We start from the raw sequence: 18,901 nt of genomic DNA on the forward strand, positions 1-18,901 counted from the left end.
CGGCAAATGAAGCTCGTCATTCCCGACCTCGTGAGCGAGTGAAACGAGCGGAGAGTGTCGGGAATCCATGCCGTGACGGTCAAGGCACCTGCCAACGGTCAAGAAATTCGGGTCCAGTCGATAGCCGGCCGAAGCAGGCGTGGCCTACCGCCCAAGCACCAGCGCCCAGTAGCGCTTGTCGCTGCCCTTGGCTTCCCGAACATAGGCGAGGCCGAACTTGTTGAAGCGCGGGTCGAGCATGTTGCGGCGATGACCGGTGGAATTCATCCACATCGAAAACAGCTTGGCCGGCTCCATTCCGCCATGGGCGATGTTCTCGGCTGCAGCACCCGCGACGCCGTTGTCGTTCATGCGCGCGGCGAAATCCTTGCCCCAGCCGGTGGTGTGCTCCATCTTGCCGCTGCGCGCCATGTAGGCCGCCTGCTGGAGTGCGGCCTTTTCCAGTGCGGAGTCCGGGTTGAGCGGCGGCAAGCCATGTTCCGAGCGGATCGTCTGCAGGTAGGTGACGCCAGTGGCCGACGCGCCGGCGCCATCGCCGGCGACGTTGGAGCCCGTCTGGCAGGCGACCAAAAACAGCAGGGACCCAAGGGCGGTCGCCCGCATTGCCGTGCCTGTCAGTCGCGCCATGATGTTGTCCTTGTCTTGTCGTCCGTTTTCGGCCGACCGTTGATAAGGCAGATCATGGCTTTTTGGCGAGTGCTCAGCCTTTCACCCGCGCCGCAGCCGGATCGAACAGCGGCTCAAGATGCACGTTTGCCGGCACCCGCGTCATGGCCACCACCAATTCGTAATTGCCGCCAGTGACAAAGGCGTCGTCGACGCCGCTGGCGTTGCGGACATAGCCGAAGCCGACGTTCTTGCCGACAGTGTAGCCGTAGCCGCCGCTGGTCAGGTAACCGACCGCCTGGCCGTCGCGCAGGATTGTCTCGCGCCCGACAAGGACGACATCCTTGTCGTCGACGGTGAAGCAGGCGAGCCGCTTGGTCAGCGGTGCGTTGCCGAGCTTTTCCAGCGCCTTGCGGCCGAGGAAGTCGGCGTCCTTCCTGAGCTTCACCGCCCAGCCAAGACCTGCCTCGAACGGTGTGTCGTTGGGGGTGATGTCGGAACCCCAGGCGCGATAGCCCTTTTCCAGGCGCAGCGATTCAAGCGCGCGATAACCGATGGGGCGGATGCCGTGTGCTGCGCCCGCCGCCATCAGCGCGTCGAACACCTCGCCGGTGGCCTCGATCGGCACATGCAATTCCCAGCCGAGTTCGCCGACATAGGTGACCCGCAGCGCCCGCACCGTCGCACCGGCGATTGCGATCTCGCGCACATGGCCGAAGGGGAAGGCAGCGTTGGAAACCTCGGCATCGGTGACCCCTTCGAGCACTGTCCGCGCCTTCGGCCCCATCAGCGACAGCGTGCCGAACTGCTCGGTCACATCGACCAGCTTTGCGTCCAGCCCAGCCGGGATGTGGTCGCTGATCCAGGCGAGGTCGTGGGTGCGGAAGCCGGTGCCGGTGACGATATAGAACTTGTCGTCCGCCAGCCGCGCCACGGTAAGGTCGGCCTCGATGCCACCGCGCGTGTTGAGCAACTGCGTGTAGGTCAGCCTGCCCTTGGGCTTCGACACGTCATTGGCGCAGATGAAGTCGAGCGCCTTTTGCGCATCCTTGCCCGTCATTTCGTATTTGGCGAAGGACGACTGGTCGAAGACGCCCACCGCCTCGCGCACATGCCGGTGCTCGTCGCCGACCGGTGCGAACCAGTTCTGCCGGCCCATGGCGTAGACGTCCTTTGGCTCCACGCCCTCCGGCGCGAACCAGTTGGGTCGCTCCCAGCCGAGCTTGGAGCCGAACACGGCGCGGTGCTTCTTCAGCCGCTCATAGAGCGGCGAGACGATGTAGGGCCGGCCGCTCGCATATTCTTCGTGCGGATAGCCGATCGTGTAGTGCTTGCCATAGGCCTCGAGCGTACGGTCCGACACCCACTGGCGGTCGCGGTGCAGGCCCGAAAAGCGCCTGATGTCGACCACCCAGAGGTCCAGCGGCGCCTCGCCGTCGACCACCCATTGCGCCAGCACCCAACCGGCGCCGCCCCCCGAAGCGATGCCGAAGGCGTTGAAGCCCGCGCCGACGAACATGTTCGAACATTCCGGCGCTACGCCGAGGATGAAATTGCCGTCGGGCGTAAAGCTCTCGGGACCGTTGATCATCTGCTTGACGCCGACATCGGCCAGTCCTGGCACGCGCTCGATCGCCTGCACCATGTGTTGCTCGAAGTGATCAAAATCGTCGTCGAACAGGCGGAACTCCCAGTCGTTGGGCACGTCGCCTGTGGTCCAGCCTTGCGGGTTCGGTTCGTAGCCGCCCATGACCAGCCCGCCGACCTCTTCCTTGAAGTAAGTGCGGCGGTCGGGATCGCGCAACGTCGGCGCGTCGGTGGCGAGGCCTGCCAGCTTCTCGGTGATGATGTACTGGTGCTTGACCGGCTGCAGCGGCACGTTGATGCCCGCCATTGCACCCAACTGGCGCGCCCACTGGCCGGCGCAGTTCACCACCTTGTCGCAGGTGATGTCGCCCTGGTCGGTCATAACCTTCAGGATGCGGCCGTCCTTCATCTCGAAGCCGGTCACGCGCACGTTCTCGAACAATTTCGCGCCATGCATGCGCGCGCCCTTGGCCAGCGACTGGGTGATGTCGGATGGGCTCGCCTGGCCGTCGGTCGGCAACCATGACGCACCGACGAGGTCCGAGGTATCCATCAGCGGCCACATGCGCTTGACCTCTTCGGGCGACACCAGTTGCATGTCCATGCCGAAGCTTTTCGCCGTCGTCGCCAGCCTTTTGTACTCGGTCCAGCGATCCTGGTTGGTGGCGAGGCGCAGGCAGCCCGTCATCTTCCAGCCGGTGGCAAGCCCGGTCTCGGCCTCCAGCCCCTTGTAGAGTTCGACCGAATATTTGAGCACCCGGGTGATCGAGGCCGATGAGCGCAGCTGCCCCACCAGCCCCGCCGCATGCCAGGTCGAGCCCGAAGTCAGCTTGCCCTGATCGAGCAGGATGACGTCGGCCTTGTGGTCGCGGGCGAGGTGGTAGGCTGTCGAGCAGCCGATGATGCCGCCGCCGATGACGACGATCTGGGCATGCGAGGGAAGGGCCATGATCAGAGCTTTCCGTATTGCGTGCGATAGGTTTCGAGCGCCGCCTCGAGCTTGTCGAGGTTCTCGGCGGTGTAGGCGACATAGTCGACGCCTGGGGCGGAGAGGTGGATCTCCGAGACCATGCTCCACATCGCCTCGCGCAACAGCGAGGCGCATTGCATGGCTTGATGCGAGCGGCGGATCGCCTGGTCCGGCTTGTCGCCGAAATAGGAGGTCAGGAGTTCGTCCGACTCCTCCGCCGTCATGCCGGCATTGGAAGCGGTGCCGGCAAGGTCGAACATCGCGGTCGAGAAGCCGGCATATTCGAAGTCGATGAGCCAGAGCCTGTCGCCGTCGTCGAGGAAGTTGGCCGGCAACAGGTCGTTGTGGCCGAAGACGATCGGCAGCGGCGCCTGCGCCTGTTCCAGCCGGTCCGCCAAGTCCAGATAGCGTGGCAGCTCCGCTGCCATCCTGCTGCCGCCTGCGGCCAGCGTGCGGGCATAGTCGCGGATGACGTGAAAGGCCCAGAACATGAAGCCCGGTCCGGATACATGCTTCGGCATCTCCGTATGGAAGCGCCGTATCATGTGCGCGATGCGCGCTGCGTTGGCGCGCACGTCGTCGGCGCCGTAGGTCTTGGCGCCGAGGAACTCGCTCACCATCACGCCCGGCGCGGCGTAGCGCAGTTCGGGCGCAAAGCCTGCCTCGTGGGCGGCGCGCGCCACCATCACCTCGCGCTCGCGAGAGACGTGGTGGAACGGATAATCCTTGCCGAAGCGGGCGACGTGGCGGCCATTGCGGTCCTCGACCAGCCAGCTCTCATTGCTGATGCCGCCCTTGAGCGGCGAAATGGTCACGACGCCGTTCCACAGCGGCAACGCGCGAATGCGATCTTCGCTCGACGTCATCGGCCCCTCCATGCTGTGCACGACGCGTTCCAGGCGGTCGCGCCTTTTTCTTATTGGGGGTAGTCTCACGCAGCGGAACGACCGATGTCAACGCAGCTTTGTGGCTTTATTTGCTTTTATGACTGTATTTGTTGGGAAGTGACGGCAATTCGTATTGAACCAGTCAGTTCTATCGTCAGAAGCGGCCGCGCCGCACCACCGTTGACCAAGGCAGCTCGATGAACCACTCCAAGCGTCACAGCGAAATCCTGCGCCTGCTCGAGGATGAAGGCACGATCACCATTGCCGACCTCGCCGACAAGCTCGGCGTGTCGCTCGAAACCGTGCGCCGCGATGTCAAACCGCTGACTTCGGACGGCTCGATCCTCAAGATGCACGGCGCCATCGGGCTGCCGTCGGTGGTGGGCGAAGCGCCGTTCGAACGGCGCATGCGCGAGAACGCCGATGCCAAACGCGCTATCGCCAGGTCCGTCGCCGCAACCATCCGCGACGGCGAGTCGGTGATGCTCGACACCGGGACGACCACCAGCTACCTGGCGCGCGAACTGCTCGGCCATCGCCGGCTGACGGTCGTCACCAACTCGTCCGACATCGCCCGCACGCTGGCCACCATCAACGGCAACAAGGTCTACATGGCGGGGGGCGAATTGCGCAGCGACAGTGGCGCCGCCTTCGGCGTCTCGGCCATCGAATTCGTCAGCCGTTTCGCCGTCACCCATGCGGTAATCTCGGCGGGCGCGGTCGACCTTGCCAACGGCGTCATGGACTACAATCTCGAGGAAGCGGAATTCGCCCGCGTCGTGCTGTCGCGCGGCCAGCGCGCGATCGTCGTCACCGATCATACCAAGTTCGGCCGCCAGGGACTGGTCCAGGTCTGCGGTTTTGGCGGCTTCGGCGAGCTGTTCACCGACAGGCAGCCGTCGCCCGAACTGGCGCAGGCGTTGGCGGACGCCGCGACATCGCTCCACGTCGCCGGCGCCTAAGAGGTTTCAGGCCGCCGGGAAGACCAGCTTGAAGCCGGCACCCTTGTTTGCGCCGCGCGCCCGATCGACCAGACGCGCTCGACAGGCTTGACTTGGAGGTCACGCGTGTTGGACACACCTTCCGCAACATTCCTCCGGCCTCGGTTTACCGTATCGTCAGGATGAAACCGGCCAAGAGCTACGACTGGCGCTTCGCATGATCCCTTCCTTTCTCGGTTTCGGCCTTGTCGGCGCAGCCTGCCTCGCCTTCACCGAAAAGATCTCGCCGGTGCCGCCGTCGCATGTCCTGCTGCTTTTCCTCGGCATGACTGTTGCGCCAGACGTTCCCACGCTCGTCCAGTTCATGGCGGCGACCACGGTCGGTTCGACGCTCGGCTCGATGATCTGGTATGCGGGTGGTACGCGGCTCGGCCACGAACGCGCCGACGCCTTCGTCAAGCGCTTCGGCCGCTACGTATTCCTTCGTCACGAAACCTATCAGCGGCTGGCCCAGGCCTATCGCCGCAACAATTTCCGCGCGTCGCTGGTGGCGCAGCTGGTGCCCGTCGCGCGCACCTACCTGGCACTCGAAGCCGGCGTTCTCCGGCTGTCGTTCCTACCCTTTGCGCTGGCAACGCTGATCGGCGCTTTCCTCTGGAGCGGCGCGTTTCTCATCGGTGGTTATCTGATGCGCGACGGCGACCACGACCCGGTGACGATTGGCTTCCGCATCGTCGCCATCGTCGTCGTCGCCGAAATCGTGTTCATTCTGGCACTGCGTCAAAGCGCCCGAAAGGCACCCGAAACGTCAGCCCCGAAACCGGACCAGGCTTTCGGGGAGCACGATGCGCAACCTTGACAGATCAGCGCGCCCTTCGGGCGGGCCTTGTCATTCGACGACGCGATAGATGTTCCAGTAGGACGAGCCGGACACGACGAACGGTTCGAGTTGCTTGCCCCATTTGGCATGGGCGTCGATCCTGGCGATCTTGGCGAACATGTCTTCCAACTGCGCCAGGCTCTCCACGGTGTGGTTCACTTCGATGGTGGCTTCCTTGGCGCCGATCGATCCGCTCAGGATCTGCATCGCCATCTTGTCGACTCCGGCCTGGGGGCCGATCTCACGTTCCCATTGGCGCATCAACTCGATAGCGCTCTGCTTGTGCCCGAAGCGGGCATCGATCTTCCACCGTGCCACGAACATCATGCTCTCCCATCAGGGTTGCATGGCCTCCTGCGGCGCCATCATAATCCTCGCGCATGCGCTGCGACAGGGGCTGCATGGAAGCAAAACGGCGACGCCACGGGTTCGTGCGTCGCCGCTGGCATGGTGTGTCCGGGTGTCTGTGCCCTAGGCTGCGTCCTGCCTGGGCCGCCTGATGCTGGCCGAAGCCTCAATGACCGTCGGCTTCATGCCTGCCCCGCCGGCGTCCACCATCTCGAAGAACTGGCGCCGCATGCGCGGATCCCAGAACTTGTTGATGTGTTCGGCAATGCCGGCCACGCCCTCGTCATGCGGCTTGGAATCGAAGAACGTCGCGATCTGGTTTGCCATGTAGACGAGCTTCTGCTTGGTGCTCATCCTGTCTTCATCGTCATGCGACATTTTTCGCGGCTCCGGTATTCACACGATCTGGATGGGTAAAGATGTCGAAATCGTCGCCGCGCACCAGCGCCACGAGCGTCATGCCGGCCTGCTCGGCAGTGCGGACGGCCAAAGCCGTGGGTGCCGAGACAGCGATGATGAAGGGCGCACCGATGGCCGCCGTCTTTTGCACCATCTCGACCGAGACGCGGCTGGTCACCACGACAGCGCCCGAGCTGCCGTCGATGCCGGCCAGGCTGAGCGCCCCGGCCAGCTTGTCGAGGGCATTGTGGCGACCGACGTCCTCGCGCGCCGCGACCACGCCCTTGCCGGGTATGTAGAAGCCGGCGGCATGAACCGCACCCGTCTCGGCATGCAGCGGCTGCATCTTCGACAGCATCTTCACCGCCTGCACGATGTCGTCGGCGCAAAGGTGGAGCGTCGGCCGGTGCACGTCGCAGACCGAGCGCATCGCTTCCTCGATCGACTCGATGCCGCAGAGGCCGCAGCCCACCGGTCCGGCGAGGCGGCGCCTGCGCTGCTCGAAGCGCGTATTGGCCTTGTCGAGCAGCCTGATCTGGATGTCGATCCCGGCCTCGACGTCGAGCACCTCGATGGCCTCGATCTCGGCTGCCGAACCGACGATGCCTTCGGTCAGCGAGAAGCCGAGCGCGAAATCCTCGAAATCGGCCGGGCTCGCCATCATCACCGCATGCGTTGTGCCGCCGTAGGACAGCGCCACCGGCGTCTCCTCCGGCACCATGCGGTTGGCGACCGCCGTCCCGCTCGCCCGGCGGGCGAGGCGGGAAGTCTGGGTGATCGCGGGGCGGGCGGTCACTGCAGGGCTACTCCGCCGCTTCCAGCTGGCCGGCGATGCGGCGGCTCTGCTGTGCCTGCTCGTTGTACTCCTTCTGCCAGTCCGACGGACCGTTGGAAGGCGATACCTGCACCGCCGTCACCTTGTACTCCGGACAGTTGGTCGCCCAGTCCGAGAAGTCGGTGGTGATGACGTTGGCCTGCGTGTCGGGGTGGTGGAAGGTGGTGTAGACCACGCCCGGCGAGACCTTGTCGGTGATCGTCGCGCGCAGGGTCGTTTCACCGGCGCGGCTGACCAGCCGCACCCAGTCGCCGTCGCGCAGGCCGCGATTTTCGGCGTCGTGCGGGTGGATCTCCAGCAGGTCCTCGTCATGCCAGGCGACGTTCTCGGTGCGCCGGGTCTGGGCACCGACATTGTACTGGCTGAGGATGCGGCCGGTGGTCAGGAGCAGCGGGAAGCGCGGGCCGGTCTTTTCGTCCGTCGCCACATATTCGGTGCGGATGAACTTGCCCTTGCCGCGGACGAAGCCGTCGATGTGCATGATCGGCGTGCCTTCCGGCGCCTTTTCGTTGCACGGCCATTGCACCGAGCCCATTTTATCGAGCAGGTCGTAGGAAACCAGCGCGAAGGACGGCGTCGTCTGGGCGATTTCGTCCATGATCTCGGTCGGATGCCGGTAGGCCCAGGCAAGACCCATTTCCGTGGCGAGCAACTGCGTCACTTCCCAGTCGGCATAGCCATTCTTCGGCGACATCACCTTGCGCACGCGGTTGATGCGGCGTTCGGCGTTGGTGAAGGTACCGTCCTTCTCGAGGAAGGTCGAGCCCGGCAGGAAGACATGGGCGTAGTTGGCGGTCTCGTTCAGGAACAGGTCCTGCACCACCACGCACTCCATGGCGGCGAGACCGGCCGAGACGTGCTTGGTGTCGGGGTCGGACTGCAGGATGTCCTCGCCCTGGATGTAGATGCCCCTGAACGTGCCGTCGACGGCCGCGTCCAGCATATTCGGGATGCGCATGCCCGGCTCGTCGTCGAGCTTGACGCCCCACAGGCTGTCATAGATGTCGCGCACCGCGTCGCCGGAGATGTGGCGATAGCCCGGCAGTTCGTGCGGGAACGAGCCCATGTCGCACGAGCCCTGTACGTTGTTCTGGCCGCGCAGCGGGTTCACGCCGACGCCCGGCCGGCCAATATTGCCGGTCAGCATGGCGAGGTTGGCGATGCCGATGACGGTCGTCGAGCCCTGGCTGTGCTCGGTCACGCCGAGGCCATAGTAGATCGCGCCGTTGCCGCCCGTGGCGTAGAGACGGGCCGCGCCACGGATGGTTTCCGCCGGAACGCCCGACAGCTTCTCGACTTCCTCGGGGCTGTGGCGCGGATCGGAGACGAACTCGGCGTAGTCCTGGAATTCCGACCAGTCACAACGGTCGCGGATGAACGCCTCGTCGAACAGGCCTTCGGTGACGATGACATGCGCCATCGCGGTGACGACGGCAACATTGGTGCCCGGCTTGAGCGCCAGGTGGTGCTCTGCCTGGATATGCGCAGACTTCACCATCTCGGTGCGGCGCGGATCGATGACGATCAGCTTGGCGCCGGCGCGCAGGCGCTTCTTGAGGCGCGAGGCAAAGACCGGGTGGGCCGAAGCCGGGTTGGCGCCGATGATCAGCGCGACGTCGGTGTGCTCGACCGAATCGAAGTCCTGCGTGCCCGCCGAAGTGCCGTAGGTCTGGCCGAGGCCGTAGCCGGTCGGCGAGTGGCAGACGCGGGCGCAGGTGTCGACGTTGTTATTGCGGAAGCCCTGGCGGATCAGCTTCTGGACGAGGTAGGTCTCCTCGTTGGTGCAGCGCGACGAGGTGATGCCGCCGACCGAGGTGCGGCCGTACTGGTACTGGATACGGCGGAATTCCCTGGCGGTATGGGCGATCGCCTCTTCCCATGACACTTCGCGCCACGGGTCGGTGATCTTCTCGCGGATCATCGGGTTGAGGATGCGCTCCTTGTGCGTGGCGTAGCCATAGGCGAAGCGGCCCTTGACGCAGCTGTGGCCGCGGTTGGCCTTGCCGTCCTTCCACGGCACCATGCGCACCAGCTCTTCGCCGCGCATCTCGGCCTTGAACGAGCAGCCGACGCCGCAATAGGCGCAGGTGGTGACGACAGAGTGCTCGGGCTGGCCGATCTGGATGACCGACTTTTCGGTAAGCGTCGCCGTCGGGCACGCCTGCACGCAGGCGCCGCAGGATACGCATTCGCTGTCGAGGAACAGTTCGTGCGCGCCGGGCGAGACGCGGCTGCCGAAGCCGCGGCCCTCGATGGTCAGCGCGAAAGTGCCCTGCACCTCTTCGCAGGCCCGCACGCAGCGCGAGCAGACGATGCACTTGGACGGATCGTAGGTGAAGTAGGGGTTGGACTCGTCCTTGGCCATCCACTTGAAGTTTTCGACGCCGTCATTCTTGGCGCGAACATGGTTGTCGCCGTCGTAGCCGTAGCGCACGTCGCGCAGGCCGACGGCACCGGCCATGTCCTGCAGTTCGCAGTCGCCATTGGCCGCACAAGTCAGGCAATCGAGCGGATGATCGGAGATGTAGAGCTCCATGACGCCCTTGCGGATGTCCTTGAGCCGGCCGGTCTGTGTGTGGACCACCATGCCGGGCATGACCGGCGTGGTGCACGAGGACGGTGTGCCGTTGCGGCCCTCGATCTCCACCAGGCAGAGCCGGCAGGAGCCGAACGCGTCGACCATGTCGGTGGCGCAGAGTTTTGGAATGGCAATGCCCGCTTCCATCGAAGCGCGCATGATCGAGGTGCCCTCGGGCACGGTCACCTCGAAGCCGTCGACGGTCAGCGTGACCTGCTTTTCGGACCTGGAGGCAGGGGTGCCGAAGTCGATTTCGTGTACGAGACCCATGATGCTGTCTCCTATTCCGCTGCCTGGGCGACCGCTGCCGGCCGGAAATCTTCGGGGAAATGGTTGATGGCGCTCATGACAGGGTAGGGCGTGAAGCCGCCGAGCGCGCAGAGCGAACCAAACTTCATCGTGTTGCAGAGGTCGGTCACCAGCGCGAGCTGCTTTTCCGGCTCGATGTTCTGCTTGAGCTTGTCGAGCGTTTCGACACCGCGCGTCGAGCCGATGCGGCAGGGCGTGCACTTGCCGCAGCTTTCGATTGCGCAGAATTCCATGGCGAAGCGTGCCTGCTTCAGCATGTCGGCGCTGTCGTCGAACACGGTGATGCCGGCATGGCCGATCAGGCCGTCCTTGGCCGCGAAGGCTTCGTAGTCGAAGGGCGTGTCGAACAAAGCGCGCGGGAAGTAGGCGCCGAGCGGGCCGCCGACCTGCACCGCCTTGACCGGACGGCCGGTCGCGGTGCCGCCGCCGATCTCGTCGACGATCTCGCCCAGCGTCAGGCCGAAGGCCACTTCGAACAGGCCGCCATGCTTGACGTTGCCGGCGATCTGGATCGGGATGGTGCCGCGCGAGCGGCCCATGCCGAAGTCCTTGTAGTACTGTGCGCCCTTGTCCATCACGATCGGCACGGAAGCGAGCGAAATCACGTTGTTGATGACGGTCGGCTTGCCGAACAGGCCCTGGATTGCCGGCAGCGGCGGCTTTGCTCGCACAACGCCGCGCTTGCCTTCCAGGCTGTTGAGCAGCGAGGTTTCCTCGCCGCAGACATAGGCGCCGGCACCGGAGCGAATCTCTATGTCAAAGCCTTGGGAGGATCCGAGAACGCTCTTGCCCAGAATGCCGGCGCGGCGTGCGACCTTCACCGCCTTTTCCATCGCCGCGATGGCGTGCGGATACTCGGAGCGGATGTAGACGTAGCCCTTGGTCGCATGGGTCGCGAGGCCGGCGATCGCCATGCCTTCGATCAGCACGAAGGGGTCGCCCTCCATGATCATGCGGTCGGCGAAGGTCGCGGAGTCGCCTTCGTCGGCGTTGCAGACGATATACTTCTGCTCGCCCGGCGTATCGAGAACCGTTTTCCACTTGATGCCGGTCGGGAAGCCGGCGCCGCCACGGCCACGCAGGCCGGACTCGGTCACCTGCTTGACGATGTCGGCAGGCGCCATCGCGACCGCGTTGCGCAGGCCGGTCAGGCCGCCATGGGCCTCGTAATCGGCCAGCGACAGCGGGTCGGTGATGCCGCAGCGGGCGAAGGTAAGGCGCGTCTGCTTGGCGATGAAGGGAAGCTTTTCCGGATCGCCGAGCGAAAGCTTGTGCTGGCCGCCTGAGACGAGGCCTGCGTCGAACAGCGATGCGACGTCCTTGGCAGAGACCGGGCCGTAGGCAATGCGCCCGGCTTCGGTCGCAACTTCGACCATCGGCTCGAGCCAGTACAGGCCGCGCGAGCCGTTGCGCACGATCCTGGCGTCGATGCCGCGCGCGGCAATTTCTTTCTCCACCGCCTTGGCGACCTTTTCGGCGCCAAGCGAAAGCGAACCCGAATCGCCGGGAATGTAGATCGTCACGCTCATGAGCGGATCTCCTCGGCGATTTCATCGATCTTGTCGGCGTCGAGACGGCCGATCACTTCGCCGTCGAGCATCGCGGCGGGCGCGCAGGCGCACAGGCCGAGGCAGTAGATCGGCTCCAGCGTCACCGCACCGTCCTTGCTCGTCTCGTGGAAACCGATGCCGAACTTCTGCTTGATCTGGGCGGCAATCGCGTCGCTGCCCATCGACTGGCAGGCTTCCGCCTGGCAGACCTTGAGGACATGACGGCCGGCCGGGTGGTGGCGGAAGTCGTGGTAAAAGGTGAAGACGCCGTGAACTTCGGCGCGCGACAGGTTCAGCGCCTCGGCGATGATCGGCAGGGTCTCCTGCGGAACGTAGCCGAACTCCTCCTGGATGCCATGAAGAATCGGGATCAGCGGACCCTCGAGGCTCTTCATTTCGCTGATCACTGCGGCGGTTTTCGCGGCAATTTCGGTACTTGCTGGCTGCATGACCACGCAGCGCCCTCCCTGACACTGGCGCCATCTTGGGCGCTATGACCCTATTGAACCCGATCTGGACGACCTGAATCAATAAAGATGTTTCGTCACATGATAAAAATTTTCTATCGAGTGGACAAACAGGAGGTAATTGTAGCTCAGACCTTGCGGCGGAAATCGCCTGCCAGCGCCATGGCTTCGTCAAGCAGCGCCTGCACCAGCGTCGTATTCGGATCGCGCCGCGCCACCACCAGGCCGACGGTGTGACTGGCATCCGGCTCGACGATCGGAATTGCCCGGATAGGCTCGGCGAAACCGAACGTTTCCGCGAGGTTCAGCGGCATGATCGACGACCATTTGCCGGTCCTGATGTGCGAGAACAGCACGATCATCGAGTTCGATTCGAGCGTCGGCCGCACCTGCACGCCGGCGTCTGCCAGGTGCTGGTCGATGATGCGGCGGTTCTGCATGTCGGGTGTCAGCAGGCACAGCGGCAGCGTGCTGACCTCTTCCCATGTCACTTTCTGACGATCGGAATATTCGTTCCCCACCGCCGTGATCAGCTGGTAGCGCTCGGCATAGAGCGGCACGCTGGTCACCCGACCAAGCGGCTCGTTGTCGAGATAGGTGATTCCAGCGTCGATCTCGAAATTACCGAGCAGCGACAAAACCTCGATCGATGTGCGCGACAGGATCGAGAAGGTGATGCCGGGGTGCTTGTCGCGCATCGGCGTCGTCAGTTTCGGCACCATGGCCAGCGCGGTCGGAATGGCGGCGATCCGCATGCGTCCCGACAGGCCGTGGCGCGCGGCGCGCATTTCGTCGCGCATGGCGCGGGTGTCGCCGACGATCCGCCGCGCCCAGTCCAGCACCTGCCGTCCCTCGGGCGTCAGTCCCTGGAAACGCGAGCCGCGCTGCACCAGCATGACGCCCAGGATATCCTCGAGCTGCTTGATGCCGGCCGAAAGCGTCGGCTGGGTCACGCCGCATTCCTCGGCGGCGCGCCCGAAATGTTGTTGTCTGGCCAGTGCGATGAAGAATTCAAGCTTGTCGATCATGCTGCGAAGCTATCTGCAGCCGCCAGCTTGCGCCAGACTGGTTTGCGCTGTGGGCGGAATGCTTCCCTACTGGTTGATCAGGCTCAGTATGTTCCCGTCGGGATCCTTGAACCAGGCCACCCGCAACTCGCCGAAGACATGCACGTCGCCGTCGAGCTGGGTGTCGGGCATGTCGTAATGCTCGAAGGTCACGCCCCTGAGCTTCAGTTCCTTGACCAGCCTGGCGATGTCGCCGCCCACTGCCCAGGTAACGGCCGTTGCCTTGTTGGTGCCGGCGAAGTCGGAACGGTAGACGTTGACGAGCGAGCTGCCGCTCTTGAGCACCGCGACCTCTTCACCCATGGCCTCGACCTGCGTCAGGCCGAGCGTGCCGATGTAGAAGTTCTTGGCGCGGCCGAGGTCCTTGACCGCGATGTTGGCGATGGCATTGGTATGACCCAGCATGGTGTCCTCCTTCGCAGGTTTAGACGGCGCCGGCGCAAGCGCCTCGTCCGCCGCGGCGTACGAGGCTGGCGTTCAGCCCCGCTCGGCGATGGCCTTGAGACTGGCAAGGCCCTTTTCGAAGTCCTTGCCGATCATCTTGTCGAAGTTCATGACGGTCTGCATCACTTTGGTCATGAAAGGCGCGGGACCGCGCATCATCCAGTTCACGCGGCTCGCCTGGCCCTGCGGCAGAACCGTGAACTCGGCCACGTTGTGCGCCTCGAAAGGCCTGAAGAAATCGAGCTTGATGGCGACCTTGCTCGGGACGAAGGCCTCGACGATCTCCATGCGGCCCGAGCCGACTTTCTTGTTGCCGTCCCATTCGTAGACCGCGCCGCGGCCGCGTTCTGCGCCGCTCATCTTGCGCTTGAGGTCGGGGTCCAGCCCCTCCCATGGCGACCAGTCGCGCCATTTGTGGAAGTCGTCGATCAATGCGAACACCGTTTCCGGTGCGGCAGCGATGTCGGTGGAGCGCTGGACGACGAAGCTGTCTGGCCTGGAAGCGGCGAGCGCCAGAATGGCGAGTATCGCCAAGACGATGATCCCGAGGATGATGGCGAGTATGGTCATGTCAGTTCCTCACCGGACATACCTTAACGAACGAACGGGATCAGAGCCCGGACCCGATCGTCGCGCAAGTAGAGACCACCCCAGATCATCAGGCCGAGATAGACGCCGAACAGCGTGTGCGTGAACAGCGGATTGCCGATGCGCACATGGATGGCGATGGCGCCGCCGAGATATCCGGTCAGGAGGATGGCGCCAAGCACTGCGGTGCGCGGCCAGGCGTAGAGCGCCGTGCAGGCCAGCGTCAGCACGCCAAGCGTGCGGGCGAGTTCCGGCGGAAAGCCGAGCGCGGCGGTGGTGTCGAGCACCACCTGCAGCGGCACGAGCTTGATCGCCGCGTCGAAGATCAGGAAGGCGATGACCAGGCCGCTGAGCGCGCGACCTGTCCACAGGGCGGAATTGGATATGGCGGATGTTTCGATTGCCGAATGCATGACGTCGTTGCCTCGTTGGTGTCTGCTCCAAGGACGCTGCAGCCTGAACGGATCCGACATGCCGGTCGAAAAATCTTTGTCCTCTTGATAGATGGGGCGGCGATCCGCTTTGCCAACCGTCTGCTCCCTGCCTGTTCGGGTAGCTTGGTTCTTTTGCCGAACTGCATTATCTCAAGGCCAACAGGGAAAAGCAGGTTCGCCAAATGACAGTCACCAAAGAAATCGTTGTGGAGCGTCTCAAGACGGTCAACGGTCCGGATTTCTCGGGCAACATCGTCGATCTCGGATTGGTCTCCGACATCTTCATCGCTGACGGCAAGGTGTTCTTCTCGATCACCGTGCCCGCCGCGCGCGCCCAGGAGATGGAGCCGCTGCGCGCCGCAGCCGAGCGCGTCGTCAAGGCTATTCCCGGTGTCAACGGTGCCGTCGTGGCGCTGACTGCCGAGAAAAAGGGCGGCGGCATGGAAGCGCCGGTGCCGCAGCGCCCGGCACCTCCGCGCCCGGCAGCCGCGCCCGCAGCACGCCCCGCACCGCATGCGCCCGCCTCGCAAAGCCAGGGCAAGCGCGGCGTGCCAGGCATCGCCTCGATCATCGCTGTTGCTTCCGGCAAGGGCGGCGTCGGCAAGTCGACGACGGCAGTCAACATCGCGCTTGGCCTGGCCGCCAAAGGTCTCAAGGTCGGCGTGCTCGATGCAGACATCTACGGCCCGTCGATGCCCAAGCTGCTCGGCATCCACGGCCGGCCGGAAACGGTCGACGGCAAGATCCTCAAGCCGATGCAGAACTACGGTCTCAAGGTCATGTCGATGGGCTTCCTCGTCGACGAGGAGACGCCGATGATCTGGCGCGGCCCGATGGTCATGTCGGCGTTGACCCAGATGCTGCGTGAAGTCGAGTGGGGTCTGCTCGACGTGCTCATCGTCGACATGCCTCCCGGCACCGGCGACGCCCAGTTGACCATGGCCCAGCAGGTGCCGCTGGCCGGCGCCGTCATCGTCTCCACCCCGCAGGACCTGGCCCTGATCGACGCCCGCAAGGGGTTGAACATGTTCAAGAAGGTCGACGTGCCGCTGCTCGGCATCGTCGAGAACATGAGCTATTTCGTCGCCCCGGACACCGGCAAGCGCTACGATATCTTTGGCCATGGCGGCGCGAAGAAGGAGGCCGAACGGCTGGGTGTGACCTTCCTCGGCGAAGTGCCGCTGGAAATGGGCATCCGTGAAAGCTCCGACGCAGGAGCGCCGGTCACGGTGGCCAGGCCCGACAGCGTCGAGGCGAAAACCTATCGCGACATCGCCACCAAGGTCTGGGAGCGGTTGCAGGAAGAAAAAGACGCCTCGGAAGCTGCCACGCCGACCATCGTGTTCGAATAGGAGAGGGGCCTACGGCTCCCAGCTCTCCTTCGGGGGCCATGGGTCTTTCTTTGAAAGGTATCGCGGGAGCGGGTCAGGCCTCGCTGGCCAGATAGGCCGGCAGGTCGGCGATCGAATCGAGCACCACGTCAGCCATCGGCGTCAGCGATTCCCGCGTGCCGGTGCCTGACAGCACGGCGATCGCCAGACCCGCGCCGCCGGCCCGCGCCATTTCCAGATCGTGGCGGTTGTCGCCGACCATCGCGATCTCGGAAGGCTTTAGGCCGGTCAGGTCGGAGAAGGCGTGGATCGAATCGGGCGCCGGCTTTGGATTGGCCACCGCGTCGTAGCCATAGGCGGCGTCGAACATCTGGGCGACCCCGAGCGACAGCAGCGTCTTTTCCGCGCCGCTGGTCGAGTCGTTTGTGGCGACGCCAAGCCGGAAGCCGGCGCTGTGCAGGCTGGCCAGCGCATCCTTGCTGCCAGGCAGCGGCACGGCCTTGGCCGCACCTTCCTCTGCTGTCACCTGATCGAAATGCTTGACCATCGCCAGTCGCTCGTCCGCGCTGGCTTGGGGATACCAGAGCTCGACGATATCGGCGTTCGTGCCGGCGGCGAACACCGAGTCGGCTCGGAAGCAATGGGACTGGAAGTCGTAGCCGGCGGCGTCCATCAGCGCGTTGGCGCGCGCACGGTCGCCGTCGGCTGCCCGAAGCGCCATCAGGTCGCCGATGGCGAACCATGTCGCCTGGAAATCGACAAGTGTTCCGTCCTTGTCGAAAAGTATGCCTTTGATGCCCCGCAAGATGCTCTTCCTTTTGCTCGCGCGCCCATTCAGTCAAACGCCGGCGGCGCGATGTGCAGACAATCGTATCCAGAGCGTCCCGCGTGTCCAGTTGGAGCTACTGCGCCCTTAGCCGGTGGATATGCTCCACGAGGCCGGCTGTCGAGGCGTCGCTGCGCGCGGCATTTTCGCGCCCTTCCACGACGGGCAACAGTCCGGTGGCAAGCTCCTTGCCGAGTTCCACGCCCCACTGGTCGAAGGCGTTGATGCCGAACAGCTGTGCCTCGACGAAGACGCGGTGCTCGTAGAGCGCAATCAGCCGGCCAAGCGTATGCGGGTCGAGCTTGCGGTACAGGATGGTCACGGACGGGCGATTGCCCGAGAAGACGCGGTGCGGCGCGATCTTGTCCACCTGCTCGGGTGCCATGCCCTTGGTCAGCATCTGGCGGCGCGCTTCTTCGAGCGTACGCCCCTTCATCAGCGCCTCCGACTGCGCCAGGCAATTGGCGAGCAGCAGGTCGTGATGCTCCTTGAGTTCGGGCTCGTGGCCTTCGGCGGCGGCCAGGAACTCGACGGGAATGACATCGGTGCCCTGGTGCAGCAGCTGGAAGAAGGCATGCTGGCCGTTGGTGCCGGGCTCGCCCCAGACCAGCGGCCCGGTCGGCGTCATCGCTGCCCCGCCTGACATCGTCACGCTCTTGCCGTTCGATTCCATGTCGAGCTGCTGCAGATAGGCCGGCAGGCGCGCGAGGCGCTGGTCGTAGGGGATGACGGCGCGCGCCGGATAGTTGCAGATCGCGCGATGCCAGTAGCCGACCAGCCCCATCACAACCGGAATGTTCCTGAGCAGCGGCGTTTCGACGAAATGCCGGTCCATGGCGTGTGCGCCGGCCAGGAATTCGCGGAAATTGCCGGGTCCGACCGAAATCATGATTGGCAGCCCGATCGCCGACCATAGCGAATAGCGTCCGCCGACCCAGTCCCAGAAGCCGAACACCCTGTCGGGTTCGATGCCGAAGGCCGCGACCTTGTCGAGTGCGGTCGAAACCGCAGCGAAATGGCTGCCGACGGCATCGCGGCCGAGCGCTGCCTGCACCCACTCCCTGGCGGTCTCGGCGTTGGTCATCGTCTCGACCGTTGTGAAGGTCTTCGACGCGATGATGAACAGCGTCGTTTCGGCGGACAGCCCTTCCAGCGTGTCGTGGATGTGGGCACCGTCGACATTCGAGACGTAGTGGGCGCGCGGGCCATCGTGATAGGGCGCCAGCGCCAGCGTCGCCATGGCCGGGCCGAGGTCGGAGCCGCCGATGCCGATGTTGACGATGTCGGTGATTTTCTTGCCGGTGGCGCCGGTCGCCTTGCCGGTGCGCACGGCGTCGGCGAATGCCGCCATAGCGTCGAGCACCGCATGCACGTCTGATGTCACGTCGTGGCCGTCGAGCATGACCGGCTCACCGCGCGGGTTGCGCAGCGCCGTGTGCAGCACCGCGCGGTTTTCGGTCACGTTGATTCGGTCTCCGCGGAACATTGCCGCGCGCTTGCCAGGCAGGTCGACCGCCAGCGCCAGCTTTTCAAGCAGCGTCATGGTCCCGATGTCCACCGCGCATTTCGACCAGTCGAGCAGGAGGTCGCCGTCGCCGGCTGAAAATGTCTTGAATCGCTTGGGGTCGGAAGCAAACGCCGCCCGCATGTTCTTCGGGGCGTCGGCCAGATGATTGCGAAGCGCGGCGAGCGCCGCCTGGAAGGGTTGTTCGATCACCTTGGAACTCCGGAAATGTGGTCTGCCCCTGTCGTCCTGCCGGGCATCCTAGCAGACCTCTGGATGTATTGAGAGAGTGTCGGCGGCGACTATCGCGCCAAATTTCAATCGATTCAATCGGGCGGTTTGCAACCGTC

At 64.5% G+C, this 18,901-nt stretch carries 18 protein-coding genes; 3 read left to right on the top strand and 15 right to left on the bottom strand.

Annotated features, from left to right (window positions below; all coding sequences use genetic code 11):
• Positions 1 to 144 precede the first annotated feature (144 nt).
• The 3 genes from PCJ21_RS08700 to PCJ21_RS08710 all read right to left on the bottom strand — a co-directional run bounded on the left by PCJ21_RS08700 (position 145) and on the right by PCJ21_RS08710 (position 4,029).
• Positions 145 to 627: a CAP domain-containing protein gene (locus PCJ21_RS08700; RefSeq protein WP_269930993.1), complete on the bottom strand. Its 483-nt coding sequence runs from the start codon at positions 625 to 627 to the stop codon at positions 145 to 147.
• 73 nt (positions 628 to 700) lie between these two features.
• The gene (locus PCJ21_RS08705) at positions 701 to 3,142 is read right to left on the bottom strand and encodes a GcvT family protein (RefSeq protein ID WP_269930994.1); all 2,442 of its coding nucleotides are present in this window, start codon (positions 3,140 to 3,142) and stop codon (positions 701 to 703) included.
• 2 nt (positions 3,143 to 3,144) lie between these two features.
• Entirely contained in the window at positions 3,145 to 4,029 is an 885-nt protein-coding gene (locus tag PCJ21_RS08710) for a phosphotransferase (protein ID WP_269930995.1), read from the bottom strand.
• Positions 4,030 to 4,247: 218 nt separating this feature from the next.
• Here PCJ21_RS08710 and PCJ21_RS08715 point away from each other — a divergent pair, with 218 nt between their 5' ends.
• Positions 4,248 to 5,012 carry a DeoR/GlpR family DNA-binding transcription regulator gene (locus tag PCJ21_RS08715; RefSeq protein ID WP_269930996.1) on the top strand — a complete coding sequence of 255 codons (765 nt, stop codon included), beginning with the start codon at positions 4,248 to 4,250 and terminating at the stop codon, positions 5,010 to 5,012.
• Between the two features lie 196 nt (positions 5,013 to 5,208).
• On the top strand, positions 5,209 to 5,850 hold the full coding sequence (locus PCJ21_RS08725) for a DedA family protein (RefSeq protein ID WP_269930997.1): 642 nt from the start codon (positions 5,209 to 5,211) through the stop codon (positions 5,848 to 5,850).
• A 30-nt stretch (positions 5,851 to 5,880) separates the two neighbouring features.
• Here PCJ21_RS08725 and PCJ21_RS08730 read toward each other — a convergent pair whose 3' ends face one another.
• From PCJ21_RS08730 to PCJ21_RS08775, 10 genes are all read right to left on the bottom strand, one after another.
• Positions 5,881 to 6,195 (bottom strand): hypothetical protein, encoded by a 315-nt coding sequence (locus PCJ21_RS08730; protein ID WP_269930998.1) that lies wholly within the window; start codon positions 6,193 to 6,195, stop codon positions 5,881 to 5,883.
• Positions 6,196 to 6,342: 147 nt separating this feature from the next.
• Positions 6,343 to 6,597 carry a formate dehydrogenase subunit delta gene (locus PCJ21_RS08735; RefSeq protein WP_269930999.1) on the bottom strand — a complete coding sequence of 85 codons (255 nt, stop codon included), beginning with the start codon at positions 6,595 to 6,597 and terminating at the stop codon, positions 6,343 to 6,345.
• On the bottom strand, positions 6,587 to 7,414 hold the full coding sequence (gene fdhD / locus PCJ21_RS08740; RefSeq protein WP_269931000.1) for a formate dehydrogenase accessory sulfurtransferase FdhD: 828 nt from the start codon (positions 7,412 to 7,414) through the stop codon (positions 6,587 to 6,589). Before fdhD ends, PCJ21_RS08735 begins: the two co-directional genes overlap by 11 nt.
• A gap of 7 nt (positions 7,415 to 7,421) precedes the next feature.
• Positions 7,422 to 10,301 (bottom strand): formate dehydrogenase subunit alpha, encoded by a 2,880-nt coding sequence (gene fdhF / locus PCJ21_RS08745; protein ID WP_269931001.1) that lies wholly within the window; start codon positions 10,299 to 10,301, stop codon positions 7,422 to 7,424.
• Positions 10,302 to 10,312: 11 nt separating this feature from the next.
• On the bottom strand, positions 10,313 to 11,869 hold the full coding sequence (locus tag PCJ21_RS08750) for a formate dehydrogenase beta subunit (RefSeq protein ID WP_269931002.1): 1,557 nt from the start codon (positions 11,867 to 11,869) through the stop codon (positions 10,313 to 10,315).
• Entirely contained in the window at positions 11,866 to 12,345 is a 480-nt protein-coding gene (locus tag PCJ21_RS08755; RefSeq protein WP_269931003.1) for a formate dehydrogenase subunit gamma, read from the bottom strand. Before PCJ21_RS08755 ends, PCJ21_RS08750 begins: the two co-directional genes overlap by 4 nt.
• 140 nt (positions 12,346 to 12,485) lie before the next feature.
• Positions 12,486 to 13,385, bottom strand: coding sequence for a LysR family transcriptional regulator (locus PCJ21_RS08760; RefSeq protein WP_269931004.1), 900 nt, complete (start codon positions 13,383 to 13,385; stop codon positions 12,486 to 12,488).
• Between the two features lie 66 nt (positions 13,386 to 13,451).
• A complete protein-coding gene (locus PCJ21_RS08765; protein ID WP_269931005.1) occupies positions 13,452 to 13,829 on the bottom strand; it encodes a VOC family protein in 378 nt (125 codons plus the stop codon).
• Between the two features lie 72 nt (positions 13,830 to 13,901).
• Entirely contained in the window at positions 13,902 to 14,438 is a 537-nt protein-coding gene (locus PCJ21_RS08770) for an SRPBCC family protein (RefSeq protein WP_269931006.1), read from the bottom strand.
• A gap of 23 nt (positions 14,439 to 14,461) precedes the next feature.
• Entirely contained in the window at positions 14,462 to 14,869 is a 408-nt protein-coding gene (locus tag PCJ21_RS08775) for a DoxX family protein (RefSeq protein WP_269931007.1), read from the bottom strand.
• 203 nt (positions 14,870 to 15,072) lie between these two features.
• Between PCJ21_RS08775 and PCJ21_RS08780 the strand changes: the two genes are divergently transcribed.
• Positions 15,073 to 16,242, top strand: a complete 1,170-nt coding sequence (locus tag PCJ21_RS08780; RefSeq protein ID WP_269931008.1) for an Mrp/NBP35 family ATP-binding protein — start codon at positions 15,073 to 15,075, stop codon at positions 16,240 to 16,242.
• Between the two features lie 73 nt (positions 16,243 to 16,315).
• Here PCJ21_RS08780 and PCJ21_RS08785 read toward each other — a convergent pair whose 3' ends face one another.
• Together PCJ21_RS08785 and pgi are read right to left on the bottom strand one after the other, a co-directional pair.
• On the bottom strand, positions 16,316 to 17,026 hold the full coding sequence (locus tag PCJ21_RS08785; RefSeq protein ID WP_269931009.1) for an HAD family hydrolase: 711 nt from the start codon (positions 17,024 to 17,026) through the stop codon (positions 16,316 to 16,318).
• 97 nt (positions 17,027 to 17,123) lie between these two features.
• On the bottom strand, positions 17,124 to 18,764 hold the full coding sequence (gene pgi, locus PCJ21_RS08790) for a glucose-6-phosphate isomerase (RefSeq protein WP_269931010.1): 1,641 nt from the start codon (positions 18,762 to 18,764) through the stop codon (positions 17,124 to 17,126).
• Positions 18,765 to 18,901 lie beyond the last annotated feature (137 nt).

This window comes from Aminobacter sp. HY435 (genome assembly GCF_027568395.1).
In the GTDB taxonomy this organism is placed as follows: Bacteria; Pseudomonadota; Alphaproteobacteria; order Rhizobiales; family Rhizobiaceae; genus Aminobacter.